Source organism: Mesorhizobium liriopis, assembly GCF_024053505.1.
Lineage (GTDB): Bacteria > Pseudomonadota > Alphaproteobacteria > Rhizobiales > Rhizobiaceae > Mesorhizobium_B > Mesorhizobium_B liriopis.
Window position 1 is genome coordinate 121,636 of the sequence record NZ_JAMXQS010000008.1, and the last position, 19,937, is coordinate 141,572.

Genomic DNA, 19,937 nt, shown 5'->3' on the forward strand with positions numbered 1-19,937 from the left:
CTGCCAACCGTCAGGCAGCCTTTGCGGTGCCGATCTCCTGCCGCACCAATGGCGCCACCTTGGTGCCGAACAGTTCGATCGCCTTCATGATGTTCGCATGCGGTTGCACACCGATGGCCATCTGGATCAGGAAGCGGTCGTTCTTGAAGAGCTTGTGGTTGGCGATGATCTTTTCCGCGACCAGTTCCGGCTCACCGACAAAGAGATTGCCGCGCGGGCCACGTGCCGCGTCGAAATGGGCGCGGTTGGTCGGCCCCCAGCCGCGCTCGCGACCGATGCGGTCCATCACCTCGGCCTGCGGGCCGTAGAACAGGTCGGCGGCCTTGTCGGTCGTTTCCGCCACGAAGCCGTGGACGTTGATGCTGGTCTTGAGCGTCGCGGGATCGTGCCCGGCTTGCGTCGCTGCCCGGCGGTAGAGCTCGAAAAGGGGGGCAAAGCGCGGGGTCTCGCCGCCGATGATGGCGAGCGCCACGGGTAAGCCGAGATGGGCCGCGCGCACCACGGATTGCGGCGTGCCACCCACCGCCACCCAGATCGGCAGCTTGTCCTGCAGGGGACGGGGATAGACACCGCGATCATGGATCGCGGGCCGCATCGCGCCTTCCCATGTCACGCGCTCCGCGTCGCGGATCTTCAGGAGCAGAGCGAGCTTCTCGGAATAAAGGTCGTCGTAGTCTTCCAGCGCATAACCGAAGAGGGGAAAGGACTCGATGAAGGAGCCGCGGCCGGCCATGATCTCGGCACGGCCATCGGACAGAAGGTCGAGCGTCGCGAATTGCTGGAACACCCGCACGGGATCGTCGGATGAGAGCACGGTGACAGCGGAAGTCAGCTTGATGTTCTTCGTGCGCTCGGCAGCGGCGGCCAATGCCACGGCGGGGGCGGAGGCCGCATAATCCGGGCGGTGGTGCTCGCCCAGGCCGAACACGTCGAGACCCACCTGGTCGGCGAGTTCGATCTCCTCGATCAGATCGCGCATCCGCTGGTGCGGGCTGATGCTGCCGGGGCCGGGGGCGAGGCTCACATCGGCGAATGTGTAGAGACCGAGTTCCATGGCAAATCGCTCTTGAGAAAGGTGCGTTCTCCAGTTAAGAGAAGCCCCGTCGCCGCACTAGAGCATGGCTCGGTGAACGGTGCATCCAATAAGCGAAAAAGCATGGCAGATGTGCTCGATCTGCCCTTGAACCGCGCGCCCGGATTCGTATGTAAAGCGCGCAAACTCCCCGAAGGTATGAAAGTTGGCAATCTACAAGGAACAGAATTTCGCTGATCGGCGCGGTGCGGCCAACGACGCGAAGAAGGCGCTTCTCGCTAAGTTCAAGGCACGCCCCTCGGACGACGATCCGGAAGTGATCGCTCGCAAGGCCGAGCGTCAGAAGATCCTCGAAGAGCGCGAGAAGCGCGAGGTCGAGAAGGAAAAGAAGCGTCAGGAGCGCTTGGCGATCGAAGCCAAGGAGCGCGCCGAGCGCGAGGCTCGCGAGGCGGTGGAACGGGCAGAGCGCGAAGCGCGCGAAGCCGAGGAAGCCCGCATCCGCGAAGCGGAAGAGATGGAGCGTCTGGCTGCCGAAATGGCGGACGAGGCGTCCAAGAAGGCCAAGCGCGACGCGCGCTATGCCGCCCGCAAGCAGCGCAACGGTCGCATGCCGCCTCCGCCGCGGCCGTCCTGATCAATTCCCCATGAAGCGAATGGCGCGGAAGCAATTCCGCGACATTCTTGTTTTCACTTCTCGGTTTTCTTCGCGCGGATTGCGATCACGGGTGCTGGGGCTTCCTTGCTTGCCGCGCCCTTCGCCTTGGCGTCCTTTTTCGGTTTGCGCGCTTCCTTGCCGGGGCGCATCGAACCTTTTGCCATATGGGTTTCCTCCGTTGTGGTGTTGGGTCGAGTGAAGCGGAAAGTGGGGTGGGTGGCAAGATCGGTTCGGCCGCTTAGCGGCCATGCTGTTCAGGTGGAAGCGTTATCCCCACCCCTTACCCCTCCCATCTGTGGGGAAGGGTAGAGGCGACCTATCCGGTTCCGCCAATCCTGCCGATTGCCCTTACTCCCCATCCTCCACGATCCGCAGCCGCAACGCTCCCGGCCTCGGCTCCACCCGCCGCACCGGTTCCGGCTGAGCCCCCTCGCTCAGTTCCATCGCCTCTATCCGCTCGCCGCGCTTGGTCAATCTCTCCGTCACCGCGAGAATGTCGCCGACATCCTTGCCTGTCTGAGTCCAGTGCTGGTTGAGCTTGCGCACGCGCTCGTCGAGGCGGCCCAGATCCTCGCCAAGCTTGGCAACTTCCGCCTGAATCAGATGCGCCTGCTCGCGCATGCGGGCGTCCTTGAGGATGCCTTGCATGACCTGGATCGACAGCATCAGGAGCGAGGGCGAGACGATCACCACGCGTGCCCGATGCGCGCGCTGGACGATGGTGTCGAAGTTCTCGTGGATTTCCGCGAACACGCCCTCCGAAGGCACGAACATGAAGGCCGTGTCCTGCGTTTCGCCGGGCAAAAGATACTTGGTTGAAATATCGCGGATATGGACTTCGATGTCGCGGCGGAAACTTTGGGCCGCGGCCTTGCGGGTTTCCGGCGTGTCGGCGGCGCGGATGGCGTTCCAGGCTTCGAGCGGGAACTTGGCGTCGACGGCCAAGGAAGGCTGGCCGTTGGGCATGCGGATCAGGCAATCGGGCCTGCTGCCATTCGAAAGCGTCGCCTGAAACTCGAAAGCGCCATGTGGCAGGGCGTCGGCCACGATGGCTTCCATGCGGCCCTGGCCGAAGGCGCCACGTGCCTGCTTGTCGGAGAGCACGTGTTGCAGCTTCACGACCTGCCCGGCAAGGCTCTGGATGTTGGCCTGTGCCGCATCGATCGCCGCCAGCCGCTCGCCGAGCTTGGACAGGTTGAGATGCGTCGCGCGGGTCTGCTCGACCATGGTCTGGCCGATGCGGCCTGTCATCGCGTCGAGGCGCTGGCCGACGGAGCGGTTGAGCTCCGCCTGCCGGGCACCCAGCGCATCGGCGACCGCACCCAGGCGACCACCGAGTTCGGCCTGCGTGCGGGCGAGGGCTTCGAATTGGCGATTGGCGCGCCGGGCGCTGCGCGCGAAGAGGGCGACGAGCGTAAGAGCCGCGAGTCCCAGCCCGGCAAGCAGCAACTGCCCCGAGCTCAGCGTGGTCGCGCCGAGGCGGAAGGCGGGTTCTGCGAGGGCTGAAGCGTCCATAGCGGCAAGCTTTGTCCGATTCATCTTAAGGAAGACGGAACAAAGCGGGACCGTGTTGACGACAGCGAGGCGGCCATCTACCTGAACGCCATGACGATCAAGCCCCTCGTGATCCTGCCCGACCCGCTTTTGCGCGAGGTCTCCAAGCCCGTCGAACGCTTCGACGCCGACCTGCGCCGCTTCAACGCGGACATGTTCGAGACCATGTATGACGCGCCGGGCATCGGGTTGGCCGCGATCCAGGTCGGCGAGCCGTTGCGCATGCTGGTGATCGACCTCGCCAAGGAAGAGGAGGAGCCGCAGCCGCTGACCGTCATCAACCCGGAGATCGTCCACAACGGCGACGAGCGCTCGGTCTACGAGGAAGGCTGTCTGTCGATCCCCGACTACTATGCCGAGGTAGAGCGTCCGGCTGTTATCCGCGTGCGCTTCCTCGATATCGAAGGCAAGCAACAGGAGATCGAGGCCAATGGCCTGCTCGCGACCTGCTTGCAGCACGAGATCGACCATCTGAACGGCGTGCTCTTCATCGATCATATCTCGAAACTCAAGCGCGACATGGTGGTGCGCCGCTTCAAGAAGCTCGCCAAGGACAGACCGGCGCCCTCGAAGCTCGCAAGCTGAGTGGGGCAGGGGACGCGTCGGTGAAACACCGCTTGGTTTTCATGGGCACGCCGGATTTCTCCGTGCCCACGCTTCGCGCGCTTCATGATGCAGGCCACGCGATCGTTGCCGTTTACTCCCAGCCGCCGCGCCCGGCAGGGCGCCGTGGGCTTGAGCTTGTGCCGTCGCCCGTGGCGCGGGAGGCGGAACGGCTCGGAATTCCTGTTCGCACGCCGGTCTCGTTGAAGAGTGCCGAGGAGCACGAGGCGTTTCGGGCGCTGGATGCGGATGTGGCGGTGGTGGTGGCCTATGGGCTGATCCTGCCGCCTGCGATCCTCGAAGCGCCACGCTTTGGCTGCCTCAATGGCCATGCCTCGCTTCTGCCGCGCTGGCGCGGTGCCGCCCCCATCCAGCGGGCCATCATGGCCGGCGACCGGGAAACCGGCACGATGGTGATGCAGATGGAGCGCGGGCTGGACACCGGCCCCGTCGCCCTGACCGCGCGGCTTGCCATCGGCGCGGACGAGACGGCCGGAGAGTTGCATGACCGATTGAGCGAGGCGACGGCGGAGCTGATCGCGGAAGCGGTCGATGCGCTCGAAAGCCTTAGCTTCACGCCCCAATCGGAAGAGGGTGTTTGCTACGCCCACAAGATCGACAAGAGCGAAACGCGCATCGACTGGACGCTGCCCGCGCGTGAAGTCCATGACCGCATCCGTGGGCTGGCACCCTTTCCTGGCGCGTGGACGGAAGCGCAAGGCGAACGCGTGAAGCTCCTGCGCTCGACGTTTGGTGAGGGACAGGGCGAGCCGGGCACCATTCTGGACGGTGACCTTTTGGTCGCTTGTGGCGAAGGCGCGGTGCGTCTGGTCGCGGTTCAGCGCGCGGGCGGCAAGCCGGTGGCGGCGCATGAATTCCTGCGCGGGGCACGGCTGGGCGTAGGCGATCGTCTCGACTGATGGCGCGCTTCCGCATCCTGATCGAATATGACGGCAGGCCCTATGCCGGCTGGCAGCGGCAGGCCGGGCACCACACGGTGCAGGCGGCGATCGAAAATGCCGTGCTGGGTTTCTCGGGCGAAGCGATCACCTTGAAAGGCGCGGGGCGGACCGATGCGGGCGTTCATGCGACCGGGCAGGTGGCGCATTTCGACCTCTCCAAGGATTGGAGCGAGCGGGCCGTGCGCGATGCGCTGAATGCCCATCTGCGCTTGAACAGCGAGGCCGTTGCGGTGCTTTCCGCGCAGAGCGTCGGCGAGGATTTCGACGCGCGCTTCTCGGCCACCGCCCGGCACTATCGCTATATCATCCTGAACCGTCGCGCGCCGGCCGCGCTCGCTCAGGGCCGTGTCTGGTGGGTGCCCAAGGCGCTCGACTGGGAGGCGATGGCGGAAGCGGCGCTCACGCTTCTCGGGCGGTACGATTTCACCACCTTCCGCTCGGCGCAGTGTCAGGCATCGAGCCCTGTGCGCACGCTCGACCGGTTCGATGTTTCGCGGTTCGGGGAGCGCATCGAAATCACAGCATCCGCGCGCTCGTTCCTGCACAATCAGGTGCGCTCGATGGTGGGGAGCCTCAAGCGTGTGGGCGAGGGCGGCTGGGAGCCGCAAGACCTTCGCGCCGCGCTCGATGCGGCCGACCGTGCCCGCTGCGCCGGGCTCGCGCCACCGGAAGGGCTATATCTCGAACAGGTCGATTATTAGGCGAACCAGTCTTCGAGAAAGTGCTGGTAGACCTTTGTGAGTGTTTCCAGATCGTCCAGCGGCACCCGTTCATCGACCATATGCATGGTCTTGCCGACCAGCCCGAACTCGACCACGGGGCAGTAGTTCTTGATGAAGCGCGCATCCGACGTGCCGCCGGTGGTCGACAGCTGCGGCTCGCGGCCCGTCACCGCCTGGATCGACTTGTTGAGAAGCCCGACCAGCCGCTCGTCGCGCGTGAGAAATACCTCGCTCGGCCAGTCGCGCCATTCGAGCGAGAAAGAAATCGGCTTCGTCTTGCCCGGACGGTAGCGGGTGTCGGACGCGGCATGCTCAAGGCGTCGGCATACTTCATCCTGAAGGCTCTCCGCGCTCCAGTGGTCGTTGAACCGAATGTTGAAGTCGAGCGTCGCGCGAGCGGGGATCACATTGGTGGCGCGGTTGCCGACATCGATCGAGGTCGGTTCGAGATTGGTCGCGGGGAAGCTTTCGGTGCCCGTGTCGAAGGGCTCGGCCAGAAGCGCGTCGAGCATGCTGGTCAGGGCGCGTATCGGGTTATCGGCAAGGTGCGGATAGGCGGCGTGGCCCTGCACGCCTTCCACCGTCAGTCGGCCCGAAAGCGAGCCGCGGCGGCCGATCTTCGCCATGTCGCCCAGCACGTCCACATTGGTCGGCTCGCCCACAAGGGCTGCGTCCCACGTCTCGCCGCGTTCGGCTGCCCATTCGAGCAGCTTCACCGTGCCGTTGATTGCCGGGCCCTCCTCGTCGCCGGTGACGAGAAACGAGACAGAGCCCTTGAGCGCCGAACCCTTTTCCAGATGCCGCGCGACTGCAGCCACGAAGCAGGCGATGCCGCCTTTCATGTCGACGGCGCCTCGGCCCCACATCTCGCCATTGGCGATGGCCGCCGAGAAGGGCGGGTGCGTCCATGCCGCCTCGTCGCCTGGCGGGACCACATCCGTGTGGCCGGCGAACATCAAATGCGGCCCATTGCCGGACAAGCGGGCGTAGAGGTTTTCGATGTCGGGCGTGCCGCTGTCCGCGAAGACCGGGCGCTCGACCGTGAAGCCCATGGGTTTGAGCAGCGCTTCGAGCGCACCCAGCGCGCCGCCCTCGGCGGGCGTCACGGAGGGGCAGCGGAGAAGAGCGGAAAGGTTCCGGGCGGGGTCTGTGGGCAAAGGCATGATGCCTGCTCTTATAACCCCGCCATCACCCTGTCATCAGTTGGCGAGGCTGGCCTGCGCGGTGCTGGCGGCAGGCGCCACGCGCCAGACGGTGTTGCCCACATCGTCGGCCACGAGCAGCGCGCCCTTGCCATCCACCGTCACGCCGACCGGGCGGCCCATCGCTTCTTCCTTGTCGTTGATGAAGCCGGTCAAAATGTCCTGCGGCTCGCCCGAAGGCTTGCCGCCGGTGAAGGGCACGAAGATGACCTTGTAGCCGGAGAAAGGGCGGCGGTTCCACGAGCCGTGCTGTCCGATAAAGGCGCCGTTCTTGAACTGCGGTATGGCATCCGCCGTGTAGAAGGTGAGGCCGAGCGAGGCGGTGTGTGGCCCCAAACCGTAGTCCGGCTTGATGGCCTTTGCGACCAGATCGGGTTTCTGCGGCTGGATGCGCTCATCGACGTTCTGACCCCAATAGGAATAGGGCCAGCCATAGAAGCCGCCATCCTGCACCGAAGTCATGTAGTCGGGCACGAGGTCCGAGCCGATCTCGTCGCGCTCGTTGACGACCACCCAGAGGCGGCCATCCTCGGGGTTCCATGACGGCCCGTTCGGGTTGCGCAGGCCCGAGGCGAAAAGGCGGCTCTGCTTGGACGCGACATCCACTTCCAGCACGGCCGCGCGGTTCTCTTCTTCTTCCATGCCGTTCTCGCCGACATTGGAATTCGAGCCCACCGTCACATAAAGCTTCGTGCCGTCGGGGCTCGCCACGAGATCCTTGGTCCAGTGATGATTGCGGCCCGCCGGCAGGTCCACGATCTTCTCAGGTGCTGCCGTGATGCGCGTGTCGCCCTCATTGTAGGGAAAGGCCACGATCGCGTCGGCATTGGCGACGTAGATCCTGTTGTTGGCATAAGCGATGCCGAACGGCGACATCAGGCCCTCGATGAAGGGCTGCCTGAGTTCGGCGACGCCATCGCCATCGGCGTCGCGCAACAGCGTGATGCGGTTGGCGGAGGGCACTTCGGCGCCGGCACGGCTCATGAAGAAGCTCATCGCCCAGCCACGGATCGAGAAGCCTTCATCGGGTGCCGGCGGGCGGTTGCTTTCGGCCACCAGCACGTCGCCATTGGGGAGCGTCCGCACCGTGCGGGGATGGTCGAGACCTTCGGCGAAGCGGACGACCTGCAGCCCTTGCGCGGCCGTCGGATGTGCGCCTGGGCCCCAAGTGTTCACGGGTGCAACCTTCACTGTCGGGAAAAGCTGCTTTTGCGGCGCGGGCAAGACCGGGTCGGGGCCATAGCCTTGCGCCACCTCGTGGCCGGCGCGCTCGCCCCAGACCACATACCAAACACCACCCGCGAGGATCGCGAGCACCACGAGAACGCCGATGAGCTTTTTCACGGCACGAAACTCCAAGGGAACTTCATGCCATATGGCGCGCGAAAAGGGTTCGGCCAGTCGCGCCGCTTGGCACGCTCATCAAGGGTAACCGCGTCGGTGAGCGCGCCCGTCGATCTTACCCGCGGCGCTTTACCCGCTCGTCGATCAAGGTGATCTTCTGCCAGATCTTGCGCGACAGGTTGGAGCCGAGCGTCTCGATGTCGTTGACGGCATCCACCACCACCGCATCGTTGACCGACTGCGCGAAAAGGGCGGCGAGCTTGCCGGTGATGGAGAGCATTTCCGAACAATAGTCGAGATAGCGCGACAGGTCGGCGGGGTCGGTAATGCGTGCGGGCGAGTGAGCGGTCGGCTTGAAATCGGGCGAGAGCACGGCCGGATCCTTGGTCAACTGGTGCATGTCCACGACATGGATCAGCGAGCGAAGCCCATGCAGCGCCTTGAACACCCGCTTGCGCTTGATGCGCTCCTCCATGGTGATGAGCGTGAGAAAGCCGAGCCCGCCCAGGATCAGCGTGTTCAGCGTCGCCTCGATGCCCTGCACGAAATCGAAGGCCTCGTCGGTCTGGAACCGGTCGAGGGAGAAGACCGTGCCGATAAAGAGAAAGACGGCAGCACCCAGCAGGATCGACAGGCCGATCAGCACCCGCACGGGCCAGATCGGCGCGCGCAAGGCCTCTGCCGCGCGCGACAGGTCTGAGGCGAGGATCACGAAGTCCTTCGCCACGCGCGAAAGGCCGGAATGGGGGAAGCGCTCGCCGATGCGCAGGGACAGCCGCTCCGCCGTCCCGATGATCTGCTGGGGATCGAGCGTGCGGAAGGAAGGCGCGTCAGCTCTTGTCGTTGGTGCGCTGGCCATAGGTGTTGGGGCCGGGCGAGCCGGGCAGGATGCAGAGCACCACGAAGGCGATGATCGAGACGATGGGCACGAAAAGCGAAACGGCCGCGATGCCCGGCTTGTCGATGTCGTGCAGCCGCTTGATGCCGAGCACCACATTCGACCAGATGGTGACCACGAAGACGAGCCCGAACGCGCCCGCCCAGAACTCGCCTTCCGGGCTCGTCTGCGGCACGAGCGTCAACCGGTAGAGTGGATAGGCCTGGATCACGGCGAAGAACAGCCCGCCCAACAGAAAGGCCTGCCGGTTCACGCGGCCCTTCGGGCTGAAGAAGAACCAGACATAATCGATAGGTCTTTGCGGGGAGTTGCGGTCAGCCAAGCGGATCGGGTCCGTATTGGTTCGCGCCGCGTGTGCCTTCCAGCATGCCGAGTTCCACGAAGATCCAGAGGGGGCCGATCACCGGCACGAGCAGAAGCACGCTCCACCAGCCCGACTTGTCGCGGTCATGCCACCGCTTGGCGAGAACCGCAAGCACGGGCCAGAGGGACAAAAAGCCCAAGAGCATCACCAGCGCGCAATGTCCGAGCTCGAGCCGCGGCTGGAAATCGCACAGAACCGCCGCCACGCCGAGCGCCAGCCAGGCGAGACCGATCAGGACCAGCCCTGTCCAGAAAGGCAGGCGCGCGACCCGGCCGCGAAAGCCGGTGAAGAGATAGGTCCAGTTCAAGGCTTCCCTCCTCAAACGGAAAGGGGAAGCTTACCCATCATATGTTAAGAATTGCCGGTGCCCGGATCGGTCAGTCGCGCAGGAGCTCGTTGATCGAGGTCTTGGAACGGGTCTGTGCGTCCACCCGCTTGACGATCACCGCGCAGTAGAGGTTCGGGCCCGGCTCGCCGTTCGGGAACGGCATGCCCGGCATGGTGCCGGCGACGACGACCGAGCCCGCCGGCACTTCGCCATAGGTGATTGCGCCGGTCGCGCGGTCCACGATCTTGGTCGACTTGCCGATGAAGACGCCCATGCCGAGCACGGCACCCTCGCGCACGATGCAGCCTTCGACCACTTCCGAGCGCGCGCCGATGAAGCAATTGTCCTCGATGATGGTGGGGCCGGCCTGCAAGGGCTCGAGCACCCCGCCGATGCCGACGCCGCCGGACAGATGCACGTTCGCGCCGATCTGCGCGCAGGAGCCGACGGTGGCCCAGGTATCGACCATCGTGCCTTCGCCCACGTAAGCGCCGAGATTGACGAACGAAGGCATCAGGATCGCGTTCTTGGCGACAAAGGCCGAGCGGCGCACGATGGCGCCCGGCACGGCGCGAAAGCCGGCGCGTTCGAAATCGAGCCCGCCCCAGCCGGCGAATTTGGAGGGCACCTTATCCCACCACGACGCATCGCCCGGCGCGCCGGAGACGGTTTCCATCGGGTTCAGGCGGAAGGACAGCAGGACCGCCTTCTTGAGCCACTGGTTGACGTGCCAATCACCGCTCTCGCGGCGCTCGGCCACGCGCATCTCGCCACGGTCGAGCGCGTTGAGCGCCGTTTCCACCGCATCGCGTGCTTCGCCGCGTGTCGAAGAAGAAATCGCCTCGCGGTTCTCCCAAGCCGCCTCGATGGCGGTTTCCAAGGCTTGGGCGTCTGGCTTCGACATCGGCGGGAACTCCGTGTTAGGGCGGGCGTATCAAGGCTCGCGCAAGGACAGGCGGGCCGTATCGCAAGGACGCCGCTGAAAAGCAACGGCGGCGGAAGAGTGAAGGGTTGAGCCCGCGTGACCGCATATGATCGCCAAGACGAGAACTGGAATCCGCTGTCGCGCTCCGACGAGGACCTGAAGCGCGCCGAAAGCGTGCCGGACACACCGCAAACGCGTGCGCCGACCTATCGTCTCGCCTGGAGCGACCCGGATTTCATGACGCGCCGCGAACTGCGTGCGGTGCGCCTGCAGCTCGAACTTCTGAAGCCCGAAATGGCGCTCGCCGAGCGCGGCATCCGCTCGACGGTGGTGATGTTCGGCGGCGCGCGCATCCCCGAGCCGGGCGGCGAAGCATGGGCCGCCAAGAACGAAACGCAGAAAACGAACCTGCTCGCCAACGCCAAATATTACGAGGAAGCGCGCAAATTCGCCCGACTGTGCTCGGCCGAAGCCTCGCGTTACCTTTTCCGCGAATATGTGGTGGTGACGGGCGGCGGGCCCGGCGTGATGGAAGCGGGCAATCGCGGTGCCGCAGATGTCGGCGCGCCATCCATCGGGCTCAACATCGTGTTGCCGCACGAGCAGGCGCCGAACCTTTATGTGACGCCCGACCTTTGTTTCAACTTCCACTATTTCGCGATCCGCAAGATGCATTTCGTGATGCGGGCGAAAGCTCTGGTGGTGTTCCCTGGCGGCTTCGGCACCATGGATGAATTGTTCGAGTCGCTGACCTTGATCCAGACCGGCCGCATGGAGCGAGTGCCGGTGATCCTGTTCGGGCGTGAATTCTGGGAACGGGCCTTCGATCTCGACTATCTGGCGGAGCAGGGCACGATCTCGCCAGGCGATATCGACATTCTCGATTTCGTGGAAACGGCCGATGAGGCTTGGGAGATCATCAAGCGCTTCTACGAGCTTTAGTGCGTCTGTAAATCTGTCGCGGGGCAGGGATAGTGGCGGCGGACCGGATGATCGGCTACACGGGGGCGTGATCACAACGAGCCGCCATACGAAAAGCTGGTTCGCGTCCCTGCGACGCGACGGCGGGCTTTTCGTTGCGCTCGCCACGCTCCTTCTGGTCCTATCGGGTTTCCAGCCAACATCCGTCGCAAACGCGTCCGGTCTCGTCATCTGCACGAGCGATGGCGCAACGCACGGTCCGCTCCAGCCGCTCGATCACAAGGACTGCGCGCATTGCCTTGCCGGTAGCGCTTGCGGCGGCTTCAGCATCACCGGCAAGCTGCTGCCTTCGGGCGGTCTAGAGCTCGCATCGCGCGGTTTTTCGACGCCAATCAAGCCTGTTGCACGGTCGGTCGCTTCCGAGCCCACTCTGCCAGGCGGGTCGCCCGGCATCCGGGCACCACCTTTTTCGGCCTGAAGACACTTTGCGCCCGCTTCGCCTCGCGATGCGGGACGTTTCGTTCTGTTTTCCGAAAAGGTCCTATCTCATGCATCGCACAATCTTCGCGGCGGCTCTCGTGCTGTCCGCTTCGCCCGCATTCGCCCATGCCACTCTCGAGAAGGGGGAGGCGCCCAGCGGCGGCTACAAGGCCGTGATCCGCATCGGCCATGGCTGCGACGGCCAGTCCACTCAGACGCTCCAAGTGAAGATTCCCGAAGGCTTCGTCAGCGCCAAGCCGATGCCCAAACCCGGCTGGGAGCTGAATGTCGAGAAGGGCGATTATGCCAAGACCTACAAGCTGCACGGCAGCGATGTCGGCACAGGCACGAAGACCGTCACATGGACCGGCGGCGACCTGTCCGACGACTTCTACGACGAATTCGTGATTCAGGGCTCGATCCAGGCCGAGCCGGGCGCGCAGCTGCCCTTCATCGTCACCCAGCGTTGCGCGACGGCGTCCGTGGCGTGGGACGAGATCGCGAAGCCGGGCCAGGATTCGCATTCGCTCGATCATCCCGCCCCCTTCGTAACCGTTGTGGCCTCAGACGGTGCGGATGCTCACGTGCATGGCGGCCACGGCTCGCATGACGCGGCCCAGATCACGGCTGGCGACCTCGTGCTGAGCGCAGGCTGGGCGCGTGCCACTCTGCCGGGCCAGAAGACGGGCGGCGCCTATGTGACCATCACGAACAAGGGCGGCCAAGCTGATCGTCTCGTTTCCGCCTCGTCCTCGGCGAGTGAAAAGGTCGAGGTGCATTCCATGTCGACCGAGAACGATGTGATGGTGATGCGTCCTGTCGAAGGCGGCCTGGAAATCCCCGCGGGCGGCAAGGTGGAGCTCGCGCCCGGCGGCCTTCACCTCATGCTGACGAACGTCAAGGCGCCCTTCAAGGAGGGCGAGACGGTACCCGTCACCCTGCAGTTCGAGAAGGCGGGTGCGGTGACACTCGACCTGCCGGTTCAGAAGGGAGCTGGCAGCGAACACCAGCACTGAGCGGAACCGGGCGCGAGACGGGAACGTTTTATCCAAGCACAGAGTGATGGAGCGTTCCCATGTCCCGCATGACCAACCCCGACGACGCGATGATGGAAGTCCAGCAGGAAGCCGATCTCGGTCACGTGCTGGATGAGGACAAGCCTGGTGCCAGGATCAAGCGTCTGCCGGAAGGTGTCGATGCGGATGGCCTGATACGCGGCGCGCAGGACATGGACGAAAGCTCGGACACGGAAAAGGCCCGCCTCGCCGCTGCCAGCCGCGCAAAGTTGGCCGGCCGCCGACGTTAATCATCTGTTCGCGTCAGCCCGACACAGGCGTCGGCTGAACGGTGCGCAGGAAGTTCGTGAGATCGTCGGTCACGTAATCGACTTCGTCAGTGAAACCGGCATCCTTTTCCCACACATCCGCGAGGGGCTCCTCAAGGCTTGGCGGAACGACCAGCACGGTCTTCATGCCAAGCGTCTTCGGGACGACCAGATTGCGCGCGAGATCCTCGAACATCGCCGCGCGTGAGCCGTCGATGCCGTGGCGTGCGAGAAAGCGATCGTAGGCGAGGGCGGCGGGCTTGGGCAGAAGCTCGGCCGCCACGATATCGAAGATGTCCTCGAAATGCTCGAGAATGCCGAGCTTGGTCGCAGTGCGCTCGGCATGGGGCCGATCGCCATTGGTGAAGATGAATTTGCGTCCCGGCAAAGCCGCGATAGCCTCGCCGAGTTCGGGTGCCGCTTCGATCGGTGAATAGTCGAGATCGTGGACACGAAGAAGGAAATCGTCCGGATTGATGTCGTAACGCGCCATGAGCCCGGCCAGCGTCGTCCCTTGCTCATGATAGAGCTCCTTCTGGAGCTTCTTCGCCGCCGCATGATCGAGTGACAGAAGCTCCGCCACGTAATCCGTCATCTTGGCATCGATCTGCGCAAAGAGGTTGGCGCTGCGGGGGTAGAGCGTGTTGTCGAGATCGAAAATCCAGGTCTCGACATGGGCGAAGTGTTCAGGGCTGGGCGGCGTGTGCGTCATGGACCGCTTCTCGCATGCTTGTGGCGGCAAGCCTAGGCGGCTGGTTTCACCTTCGTTTAACCCTGTCCTTATGCAACGGCATCGTCTCACGCACTTCGCCGGAAGTTGGTGAGGCTTCCGAAACGGAACGGGGCTAATCGATGGCTCAAACGGAGAGCGGCATGACGGCACTTCTCACACGGGTCCTGCGACGTCGCACACTGATGAAAGCGCTTTTGGTCCTTCCGGCATTCAGCATCTTGCGCAATCTCGTGCCGCCCACGCAGACGGACGAAACCGTCGAGATCGATGGCTGGATTCTGAAACGGAGCGATCTGGCGTGATTTTCGAGGGCTTCGAGGCCTATCGCCGCGCAGGGTTCAGCCCACGCGTCGCCATCATCGGCGCGGGGCCGGCGGGCACGACCATTGCGCGCAAGCTGGCGCAGGCGAATATCCCGGTTGTCGTCTTCGAGGCCGGCAAGGACGATTACGACGAGGTTTCGCAAGGCTTCTACGCCGGCAAGGTGATCGGCGATCCTTATTTCGACCTCGACGTGACCCGCCTGCGCTATCAGGGCGGGTCGTCCAATCACTGGGCCGGCTGGTGCCGTGCGCTCGATGCGGTCGATTTCGAGCCGAAGCCCTGGGTGCCCGATACGGGCTGGCCGATCCGACGCGACGCTATCGAACCCTATCTCGAAGAAACGCGCGAAATCCTCGACCTCGTGCCGTTCAAGCCGGATCGGCCGCTCTCCGAGGACATCCGCTGGGTACAACTCATCAAGAGCCCGGCGGTGCGCTTTCTCGAAAAATACGGTGCGGAACTCGCCGCGAGCCCGAACATCGCGCTGGTGCGTGACACCTATGTCTCCGATCTGCAAGGCAACGGCACGCAGATCACGGGCGCGCATGTCTGGTCGAACAATGCGCCACACGGCGTCTTTCATGCGCCCTTCTTCGTGGTCGCGACGGGCGGTCTCGAAAACTCACGCCTCCTGCTGTGGAGCAACCAGCGCGCGAATGGCGGCGTGGTGCCTCAATCTGAGGCTCTCGGCCGCTACTGGATGGAGCATCCGCATTATCAAGCGGGCAATGCCATCATTCCCAAGCCCGAAGCCTTCGAGACGGACGATGTGCAGGAGGCCTTCTTCTCGCCGAGTTGGGCCGCCATGGAGCGGGCGAAAATCCTGAATTTCGGCATCCGCCTCATCGAGCAGCCCTATCATGGCGTGAAGGGCCTGATCTCGAGCCTTGCCTGTTCGGCGCCCGGGACGGCCGAATGGGCGGCAAACGAGATCGACAACAATCTGCGTTGCGCCGCGCAACTCCACGTCGCCTGGGAGATGGCCCCGGTCGCGACCAATCGCATCGAACTCTCCAGAACGGAGCGCGATCGCGCCGGTGTGCCACGCATCGAACTTCATTGGCAGAAGAGCGAGCAGGAGCGGCGCACCGTGCTCGAATCCATGCGGCTCTTCGGCAACACGCTGGCGCGCACGGATCTCGGCCGCGTGCGCCTCGCGGATTGGCTGCGGAATAACGAGGCCTATCCGGAAGACGCCGAACTCGGCGGCAACCACCATATGGGCGGCACGCGCATGGGCACCGATCCGGCAAAAAGCGTGGTCGATGCCGACTGCAAGGTGCATGGCATGGCGAACCTCTTCGTCGGAGGCTCGTCCGTGTTTCCGACCTCGGGCCAAGCCAATCCGACCACCACGCTCGTCGCGCTCGCCTGCCGCCTGAGTGAGCACCTCAAGGCCTTGGTCGCCTAAGCGTCAGGGCACCAAAAGCGTGCCTGCACCATGCTCGGTGAAGAGTTCGAGCAGCACGGCGTGCGGGGTCTTGCCGTTGAGGATGACCACGCCCTCGACGCCGCGCTCGATGGCCTCGATGCAGGTTTCGACCTTGGGGATCATGCCGCCGGCGATGGTGCCGTCTGCGATCAGCGCGCGGGCCTGGGAAACCGAAAGCTCGGGGATCAGCTGCTTGTTCTTGTCGAGCACGCCCGGCACGTCGGTCAGAAACAACAGGCGCTTGGCGTTCACGGCGCCTGCGATGGCACCCGCGAAGGTGTCCGCATTGATATTATAGGTCTGGCCCTTGCGGTCGGGGGCGACGGGCGCGATCACCGGGATCATCTCTGAGCGGGCGAGGAGATCGAGCAGCGTGCGGTCCACCTCCACCGGCTCACCGACGAAGCCGAGATCGAGCACGCGCTCGATGTTGGAGTCCGGGTCGGTGACGGTCTTCTTGGCCTTTTCGGCGAAGACCATGCTGCCATCCTTGCCGCACAGGCCGATGGCCCATTCGCCTTCGGCATTGATCAGCGCCACGATCTCCTTGTTGATCGAGCCGGCCAGAACCATTTCGACGATCTCCACCGTGCGCTGGTCGGTGACGCGCAGCCCGCCTTCGAAGCGCGAGGGAATGCCGAGCTTGTCGAGCATGCTCTGGATCTGCGGGCCGCCGCCATGCACCACGATCGGGTTGACGCCCGACTGCTTCAGGAGCGCGATATCGCGCGCGAAGGCTTGGCCGAGCTTGGCGTCGCCCATGGCGTGGCCGCCATATTTCACCACCACCGTCTTGTTCTCATAGCGCTGCATGAAGGGCAGCGCGGCCGAGAGCAGGGCGGCCTGCGAGAGCGCTTCTTCGGTGGCTTTGGCATCCATCGGGCAGGAACTTCCGGACAGGAGAAATCGGTCGGCGCTTCCCATAGCGCAGGTTTGGTGAAAACTGAACGACGCTTTGCGCTGTAGGAGGCGCAAACCTCTCGTTGCAAAAAAGTCTGCTCACGCTAGTTTCACGTGCAAGGAACCCCAGCCGCCACGACCCTATGACCGCAACAACCGCGATTCCTGCCGCGACTCCCAACGGGACCCCCTATGGGACCCCAACTGGCACCCACGACATCTCCAAGCTGATCGTGCGCACGTCGCTGCGCGACCGCGCGGCATTCGACCTCCTATATCGGCACACATCCGCGAAACTTTTTGGCGTGTGTTTGCGTGTCTTGAAAGACAGAACGGAAGCCGAAGAAGCGCTTCAGGAAGTCTTCGTGAAGATCTGGAGCAAGGCGGATCGCTTTGCGGTTTCCGAACTGTCGCCGATCTCCTGGCTGGTGGCGGTGGCGCGCAATCATGCGATCGACCGCTTGCGCGCCCGGCGTGTGCCTGCGGCTGACCTGGACGCGGCGCTTGAGGTTGCAGATCAAGCGCCGAGTCCGGAAGCGCAGGCGATCGCGGGAGGCGAGGGCGTGCGCCTGCACCGATGCCTCGAAGAACTCGAGGCGGACCGTGCCGACGCCGTCCGGGGCGCTTATCTGCGCGGCGACACCTATGAGGAACTGGCGGCACGCTTCAGCGTGCCGCTGAACACAATGCGAACCTGGCTGCGCCGCAGCTTGCTGAAACTGAAGGACTGTCTGGAGCGATGAGCCACGTGGACGAACAGGGAGAACAGGGAGGCGACGATCTCGTTGCCGCCGAATATGTTCTCGGCGTCCTTTCCGCTCCCGAGCGAGAGGCGGCCGCGCGCCGTGTCGATGCCGATCGTGCCTTTGCACAGATCGTGGATGCGTGGGAAGCGCGGTTGGCGCCACTCGCCGCAGCCTATGCGGAAGAAGCCCCGCCCGCTTCGGTGAAGGCGGCCATCGATCGTCGTTTGTTCGCGAGCGCGTCGGATGTCGCGCGGCGCGGCAAGACAGGAATCTGGTCGAGCCTCGCGTTCTGGCGCGCGCTTTCTGCAGCCGGCATCGCGGCAGCGCTGCTGCTGGCCGTGCAACCTTTGATGCAGCGTCCCGCCGATCTCACCCAGGACCGGCTCGTGGCGTCCCTCGACGCACAGAACAGCGATGTGCGCTACCTGGCACTGTACGACCGCGCGGCGGACAGAGTTTCGCTTTCCCATGTGTCGGGCGAGCGCGCGACGGATCGCGACTTCGAGCTCTGGATGATCGAGGGCCAGAACGCGCCGGTTTCGGTCGGTGTCGTCCCGTCGGGCAACACGATCACGCTGCAATTGACGGACGATCTGCGTGCGAAGCTTGCGGCGGGCGCTGTGCTGGCGATCAGCGTAGAGCCGACAGGCGGCTCGCCGACGGGTCAGCCGACGGGACCGGTCGTGGCCGCGGGCGGATTGCGGGATATCTGACGTGACACCTGGTAGAGCCGGTGTCGGGAATGTGGTTGACAGGATGGGGTGACGTGGCTGCCTTCGGGTGCGTCCAACAGCATCCCAACCCTTTCAATCCCTTTTGATTTTTCGGACGCGCCAACCCGCATTATCTCTGGGTCATACTTCGGAGGTGTCCCCATGAATCGCCGCACTTTTCTTGCCGGAACTGCTGCCATCAGCGCGCTGATGGTCGGTGGCGGATCGCTTCTCGAGCTCTTGCGTGTGGCGCCGGCCGAGGCCGCGAGTTTTCCGGTCTCGAAGACCGACGACGAGTGGCGCAAGGTCCTGTCCGAGCAGCAATATTCGGTGCTGCGCGAGGAGGGGACCGAATATGCGGGGTCGAGCCCGCTGAATCACGAGAAGCGCAAAGGCGTCTTTCACTGCGCCGGGTGCGCTCAGCCTGTCTACTCCTCCGACACCAAGTTCGATTCCGGCACGGGCTGGCCTTCCTTCTGGCAGGCGATCGACAAGGCTGTCGGCACCAAGGAAGACAATTCGCTCTTCATGCAGCGGATCGAGGTTCACTGCTCCAATTGCGGAGGGCATCTCGGCCATGTCTTCGACGACGGCCCGCCGCCCACCGGCAAGCGTCATTGCATCAATGGCGTGGCGCTCAACTTTACGCCCGCTTCCGCTGCCTGAAGCGGTCTGGAGAAACTTTTGTTAATCGTGCGGATTCATCTCCTGAACAGGGAGAATTCGCCATGGCACGTCACGGTCATTTCTTCTGGAACGAGCTTCGAACGCGCGACCCCGTGCGCGCCCGCGAGTTCTACGCGCGCTTTCTCGACTGGAGCTTTCACCAGCAGCGCGAGGATTATTGGATCGCGATGGTCGATCACAAACCGATGGCCGGCATCTTCCAGCTGCCCGAAGGGTCCGGTTGGGATCACATCGCCGAGACCTGGAACGCGTTCATCTCGGTCGATGACATCGATAGCCGCATTGCCCGCCTCAAGGAGGCGGGCGGTCGCGTCCTGCGCGAACCCTTCGACGTGATGAATGTCGGCCGCATCGCCATCGTCAAGGACGCGCTTGGGGCCGAGATCGGCTTGATCACGCCGGTCGCGGGCTGACTATTCGCCGCTGATCGAACGCAGGATGGCTTCCTGCACGGATTCGAGGCCCGCACCCTTCTCCGATGAGGTCGCGAGCACTTCCGGATAGGCTGCGGGACGGCGCCTGATCTTCTCGCGCGTGGCCTCGACGAGCTTGTCGATCTCGCCGCTTTTCAGCTTGTCGGCCTTGGTGAGCACCACCTGGTAGGACACGGCCGCCTTATCGAGCAGCCCCATCGCGTCCTCGTCGTTCTTCTTCACGCCATGGCGGCTATCGATGAGCACATAAACGCGCTTGAGCGTGGTGCGGCCGCGCAGGTAGTCGAAGATCAGTGCCGTCCATTGATCCACCTGCTCTTTGGGCGCCTGGGCGAAGCCATAGCCCGGCATGTCAACGAGCGCGAAGGGGGGCAGGTCGTCGCCTTCGCCGGAATAGCCGTCCGGCACGAAATAGTTCAGTTCCTGCGTGCGCCCCGGCGTGTTGGACGTGCGTGCCAGACCCTTGTGGTTGAGAAGCGCGTTGATCAGCGAGGACTTGCCCACATTGGAGCGCCCCGCAAAGGCGATCTCGGGCGGGCCTTCGGGCGGCAGGAATTTCATGGAAGGCACACCGCGCAGGAAAATCCAGGGGCGCGTGAATACAGGGTTTTCGCTCATCGCCGCCCTCATACAACAAGGCCCCGCCGATGGGC

25 protein-coding genes are annotated in these 19,937 nt (G+C 64.2%); 13 read left to right on the plus strand and 12 right to left on the minus strand.

Annotated elements, in window-relative coordinates:
- Window positions 1–10 precede the first annotated feature (10 nt).
- Entirely contained in the window at window positions 11–1,054 is a 1,044-nt protein-coding gene (locus tag NGM99_RS16935; RefSeq protein ID WP_252821073.1) for an LLM class flavin-dependent oxidoreductase, read from the minus strand.
- Window positions 1,055–1,238: 184 nt separating this feature from the next.
- Here NGM99_RS16935 and NGM99_RS16940 point away from each other — a divergent pair, with 184 nt between their 5' ends.
- On the plus strand, window positions 1,239–1,667 hold the full coding sequence (locus NGM99_RS16940; RefSeq protein ID WP_252821075.1) for a DUF6481 family protein: 429 nt from the start codon (window positions 1,239–1,241) through the stop codon (window positions 1,665–1,667).
- A 53-nt stretch (window positions 1,668–1,720) separates the two neighbouring features.
- Here NGM99_RS16940 and NGM99_RS21615 read toward each other — a convergent pair whose 3' ends face one another.
- Together NGM99_RS21615 and NGM99_RS16945 are read right to left on the minus strand one after the other, a co-directional pair.
- Window positions 1,721–1,852, minus strand: a complete 132-nt coding sequence (locus tag NGM99_RS21615; protein ID WP_289852530.1) for a hypothetical protein — start codon at window positions 1,850–1,852, stop codon at window positions 1,721–1,723.
- 184 nt (window positions 1,853–2,036) lie between these two features.
- Window positions 2,037–3,203 (minus strand): DNA recombination protein RmuC, encoded by a 1,167-nt coding sequence (locus tag NGM99_RS16945; protein ID WP_252821077.1) that lies wholly within the window; start codon window positions 3,201–3,203, stop codon window positions 2,037–2,039.
- Between the two features lie 90 nt (window positions 3,204–3,293).
- On the opposite strand from NGM99_RS16945, the gene def reads away from it, so the two are divergent.
- From def to truA, 3 genes are read left to right on the plus strand one after another with little or no spacing between them, the layout of a single operon-like run.
- Window positions 3,294–3,827: a peptide deformylase gene (gene def / locus NGM99_RS16950; RefSeq protein ID WP_252821079.1), complete on the plus strand. Its 534-nt coding sequence runs from the start codon at window positions 3,294–3,296 to the stop codon at window positions 3,825–3,827.
- 41 nt (window positions 3,828–3,868) lie between these two features.
- Window positions 3,869–4,765, plus strand: a complete 897-nt coding sequence (gene fmt / locus NGM99_RS16955; RefSeq protein ID WP_252821544.1) for a methionyl-tRNA formyltransferase — start codon at window positions 3,869–3,871, stop codon at window positions 4,763–4,765.
- Window positions 4,765–5,508: a tRNA pseudouridine(38-40) synthase TruA gene (gene truA / locus NGM99_RS16960; RefSeq protein WP_252821080.1), complete on the plus strand. Its 744-nt coding sequence runs from the start codon at window positions 4,765–4,767 to the stop codon at window positions 5,506–5,508. The genes fmt and truA overlap by 1 nt, the downstream gene beginning before the upstream one ends.
- Here the strand turns inward: truA and dapE are convergent.
- The 6 genes from dapE to dapD form a co-directional block, all read right to left on the minus strand.
- Window positions 5,505–6,692 (minus strand): succinyl-diaminopimelate desuccinylase, encoded by a 1,188-nt coding sequence (dapE, locus tag NGM99_RS16965; protein ID WP_252821082.1) that lies wholly within the window; start codon window positions 6,690–6,692, stop codon window positions 5,505–5,507. The genes truA and dapE overlap by 4 nt on opposite strands.
- 36 nt (window positions 6,693–6,728) lie before the next feature.
- On the minus strand, window positions 6,729–8,075 hold the full coding sequence (locus NGM99_RS16970; RefSeq protein ID WP_435371449.1) for a PQQ-dependent sugar dehydrogenase: 1,347 nt from the start codon (window positions 8,073–8,075) through the stop codon (window positions 6,729–6,731).
- A gap of 115 nt (window positions 8,076–8,190) precedes the next feature.
- Window positions 8,191–8,934: a hypothetical protein gene (locus NGM99_RS16975; RefSeq protein ID WP_252821084.1), complete on the minus strand. Its 744-nt coding sequence runs from the start codon at window positions 8,932–8,934 to the stop codon at window positions 8,191–8,193.
- Entirely contained in the window at window positions 8,906–9,295 is a 390-nt protein-coding gene (locus NGM99_RS16980; protein ID WP_289852531.1) for a DUF805 domain-containing protein, read from the minus strand. The genes NGM99_RS16975 and NGM99_RS16980 overlap by 29 nt, the downstream gene beginning before the upstream one ends.
- On the minus strand, window positions 9,288–9,644 hold the full coding sequence (locus tag NGM99_RS16985) for a DUF805 domain-containing protein (protein ID WP_252821085.1): 357 nt from the start codon (window positions 9,642–9,644) through the stop codon (window positions 9,288–9,290). The genes NGM99_RS16980 and NGM99_RS16985 overlap by 8 nt, the downstream gene beginning before the upstream one ends.
- A 70-nt stretch (window positions 9,645–9,714) precedes the next feature.
- Window positions 9,715–10,569, minus strand: coding sequence for a 2,3,4,5-tetrahydropyridine-2,6-dicarboxylate N-succinyltransferase (gene dapD / locus NGM99_RS16990; protein WP_252821087.1), 855 nt, complete (start codon window positions 10,567–10,569; stop codon window positions 9,715–9,717).
- Window positions 10,570–10,686: 117 nt separating this feature from the next.
- Between dapD and NGM99_RS16995 the strand changes: the two genes are divergently transcribed.
- From NGM99_RS16995 to NGM99_RS17005, 3 genes are all read left to right on the plus strand, one after another.
- Window positions 10,687–11,532, plus strand: coding sequence for an LOG family protein (locus NGM99_RS16995; RefSeq protein WP_252821089.1), 846 nt, complete (start codon window positions 10,687–10,689; stop codon window positions 11,530–11,532).
- A 527-nt stretch (window positions 11,533–12,059) separates the two neighbouring features.
- A complete protein-coding gene (locus NGM99_RS17000) occupies window positions 12,060–13,007 on the plus strand; it encodes a copper chaperone PCu(A)C domain-containing protein (protein WP_252821098.1) in 948 nt (315 codons plus the stop codon).
- A 59-nt stretch (window positions 13,008–13,066) separates the two neighbouring features.
- Window positions 13,067–13,297 carry a hypothetical protein gene (locus NGM99_RS17005; RefSeq protein ID WP_252821100.1) on the plus strand — a complete coding sequence of 77 codons (231 nt, stop codon included), beginning with the start codon at window positions 13,067–13,069 and terminating at the stop codon, window positions 13,295–13,297.
- 13 nt (window positions 13,298–13,310) lie between these two features.
- Here NGM99_RS17005 and NGM99_RS17010 read toward each other — a convergent pair whose 3' ends face one another.
- Entirely contained in the window at window positions 13,311–14,027 is a 717-nt protein-coding gene (locus NGM99_RS17010; RefSeq protein WP_252821101.1) for a pyrimidine 5'-nucleotidase, read from the minus strand.
- A gap of 161 nt (window positions 14,028–14,188) precedes the next feature.
- Between NGM99_RS17010 and NGM99_RS17015 the strand changes: the two genes are divergently transcribed.
- Both NGM99_RS17015 and NGM99_RS17020 read left to right on the plus strand, forming a co-directional pair.
- Window positions 14,189–14,350 carry a hypothetical protein gene (locus NGM99_RS17015; protein WP_252821103.1) on the plus strand — a complete coding sequence of 54 codons (162 nt, stop codon included), beginning with the start codon at window positions 14,189–14,191 and terminating at the stop codon, window positions 14,348–14,350.
- On the plus strand, window positions 14,347–15,783 hold the full coding sequence (locus NGM99_RS17020; RefSeq protein WP_252821105.1) for a GMC oxidoreductase: 1,437 nt from the start codon (window positions 14,347–14,349) through the stop codon (window positions 15,781–15,783). The genes NGM99_RS17015 and NGM99_RS17020 overlap by 4 nt, the downstream gene beginning before the upstream one ends.
- A gap of 3 nt (window positions 15,784–15,786) precedes the next feature.
- Here the strand turns inward: NGM99_RS17020 and argB are convergent, their stop codons facing one another.
- Window positions 15,787–16,683: an acetylglutamate kinase gene (argB, locus tag NGM99_RS17025; RefSeq protein WP_252821107.1), complete on the minus strand. Its 897-nt coding sequence runs from the start codon at window positions 16,681–16,683 to the stop codon at window positions 15,787–15,789.
- 164 nt (window positions 16,684–16,847) lie between these two features.
- Between argB and NGM99_RS17030 the strand changes: the two genes are divergently transcribed.
- From NGM99_RS17030 to NGM99_RS17045, 4 genes are all read left to right on the plus strand, one after another.
- Entirely contained in the window at window positions 16,848–17,447 is a 600-nt protein-coding gene (locus NGM99_RS17030) for a sigma-70 family RNA polymerase sigma factor (protein WP_252821108.1), read from the plus strand.
- Complete coding sequence (locus NGM99_RS17035; RefSeq protein WP_252821112.1) at window positions 17,444–18,163, plus strand: anti-sigma factor; 720 nt, start codon at window positions 17,444–17,446, stop codon at window positions 18,161–18,163. Before NGM99_RS17030 ends, NGM99_RS17035 begins: the two co-directional genes overlap by 4 nt.
- Before the next feature lie 162 nt (window positions 18,164–18,325).
- Window positions 18,326–18,829 (plus strand): peptide-methionine (R)-S-oxide reductase MsrB, encoded by a 504-nt coding sequence (msrB, locus tag NGM99_RS17040; protein ID WP_252821114.1) that lies wholly within the window; start codon window positions 18,326–18,328, stop codon window positions 18,827–18,829.
- 62 nt (window positions 18,830–18,891) lie between these two features.
- The gene (locus NGM99_RS17045) at window positions 18,892–19,263 is read left to right on the plus strand and encodes a VOC family protein (protein ID WP_252821116.1); all 372 of its coding nucleotides are present in this window, start codon (window positions 18,892–18,894) and stop codon (window positions 19,261–19,263) included.
- Here the strand turns inward: NGM99_RS17045 and yihA are convergent, their stop codons facing one another.
- Window positions 19,264–19,902: a ribosome biogenesis GTP-binding protein YihA/YsxC gene (yihA, locus tag NGM99_RS17050; protein WP_435371450.1), complete on the minus strand. Its 639-nt coding sequence runs from the start codon at window positions 19,900–19,902 to the stop codon at window positions 19,264–19,266.
- Window positions 19,903–19,937 lie beyond the last annotated feature (35 nt).

Coding starts and splice junctions, on each gene's coding strand:
- NGM99_RS17045 (WP_252821116.1), top strand. CDS start 18,892: ATGGCACGTCACGGTCATTTCTTCTGGAACGAGCTTCGAACGCGCGAC.
- NGM99_RS17030 (WP_252821108.1), top strand. CDS start 16,848: ATGACCGCAACAACCGCGATTCCTGCCGCGACTCCCAACGGGACCCCC.
- NGM99_RS21615 (WP_289852530.1), bottom strand. CDS start 1,852: ATGGCAAAAGGTTCGATGCGCCCCGGCAAGGAAGCGCGCAAACCGAAA.
- dapE (WP_252821082.1), bottom strand. CDS start 6,692: ATGCCTTTGCCCACAGACCCCGCCCGGAACCTTTCCGCTCTTCTCCGC.
- yihA (WP_435371450.1), bottom strand. CDS start 19,902: ATGAGCGAAAACCCTGTATTCACGCGCCCCTGGATTTTCCTGCGCGGT.
- NGM99_RS16975 (WP_252821084.1), bottom strand. CDS start 8,934: ATGGCCAGCGCACCAACGACAAGAGCTGACGCGCCTTCCTTCCGCACG.
- NGM99_RS17005 (WP_252821100.1), top strand. CDS start 13,067: ATGTCCCGCATGACCAACCCCGACGACGCGATGATGGAAGTCCAGCAG.
- NGM99_RS16945 (WP_252821077.1), bottom strand. CDS start 3,203: ATGGACGCTTCAGCCCTCGCAGAACCCGCCTTCCGCCTCGGCGCGACC.
- NGM99_RS17010 (WP_252821101.1), bottom strand. CDS start 14,027: ATGACGCACACGCCGCCCAGCCCTGAACACTTCGCCCATGTCGAGACC.
- def (WP_252821079.1), top strand. CDS start 3,294: ATGACGATCAAGCCCCTCGTGATCCTGCCCGACCCGCTTTTGCGCGAG.
- msrB (WP_252821114.1), top strand. CDS start 18,326: ATGAATCGCCGCACTTTTCTTGCCGGAACTGCTGCCATCAGCGCGCTG.
- NGM99_RS17035 (WP_252821112.1), top strand. CDS start 17,444: ATGAGCCACGTGGACGAACAGGGAGAACAGGGAGGCGACGATCTCGTT.
- NGM99_RS17000 (WP_252821098.1), top strand. CDS start 12,060: ATGCATCGCACAATCTTCGCGGCGGCTCTCGTGCTGTCCGCTTCGCCC.
- argB (WP_252821107.1), bottom strand. CDS start 16,683: ATGGATGCCAAAGCCACCGAAGAAGCGCTCTCGCAGGCCGCCCTGCTC.
- fmt (WP_252821544.1), top strand. CDS start 3,869: ATGGGCACGCCGGATTTCTCCGTGCCCACGCTTCGCGCGCTTCATGAT.
- NGM99_RS17015 (WP_252821103.1), top strand. CDS start 14,189: ATGACGGCACTTCTCACACGGGTCCTGCGACGTCGCACACTGATGAAA.
- dapD (WP_252821087.1), bottom strand. CDS start 10,569: ATGTCGAAGCCAGACGCCCAAGCCTTGGAAACCGCCATCGAGGCGGCT.
- NGM99_RS16935 (WP_252821073.1), bottom strand. CDS start 1,054: ATGGAACTCGGTCTCTACACATTCGCCGATGTGAGCCTCGCCCCCGGC.
- truA (WP_252821080.1), top strand. CDS start 4,765: ATGGCGCGCTTCCGCATCCTGATCGAATATGACGGCAGGCCCTATGCC.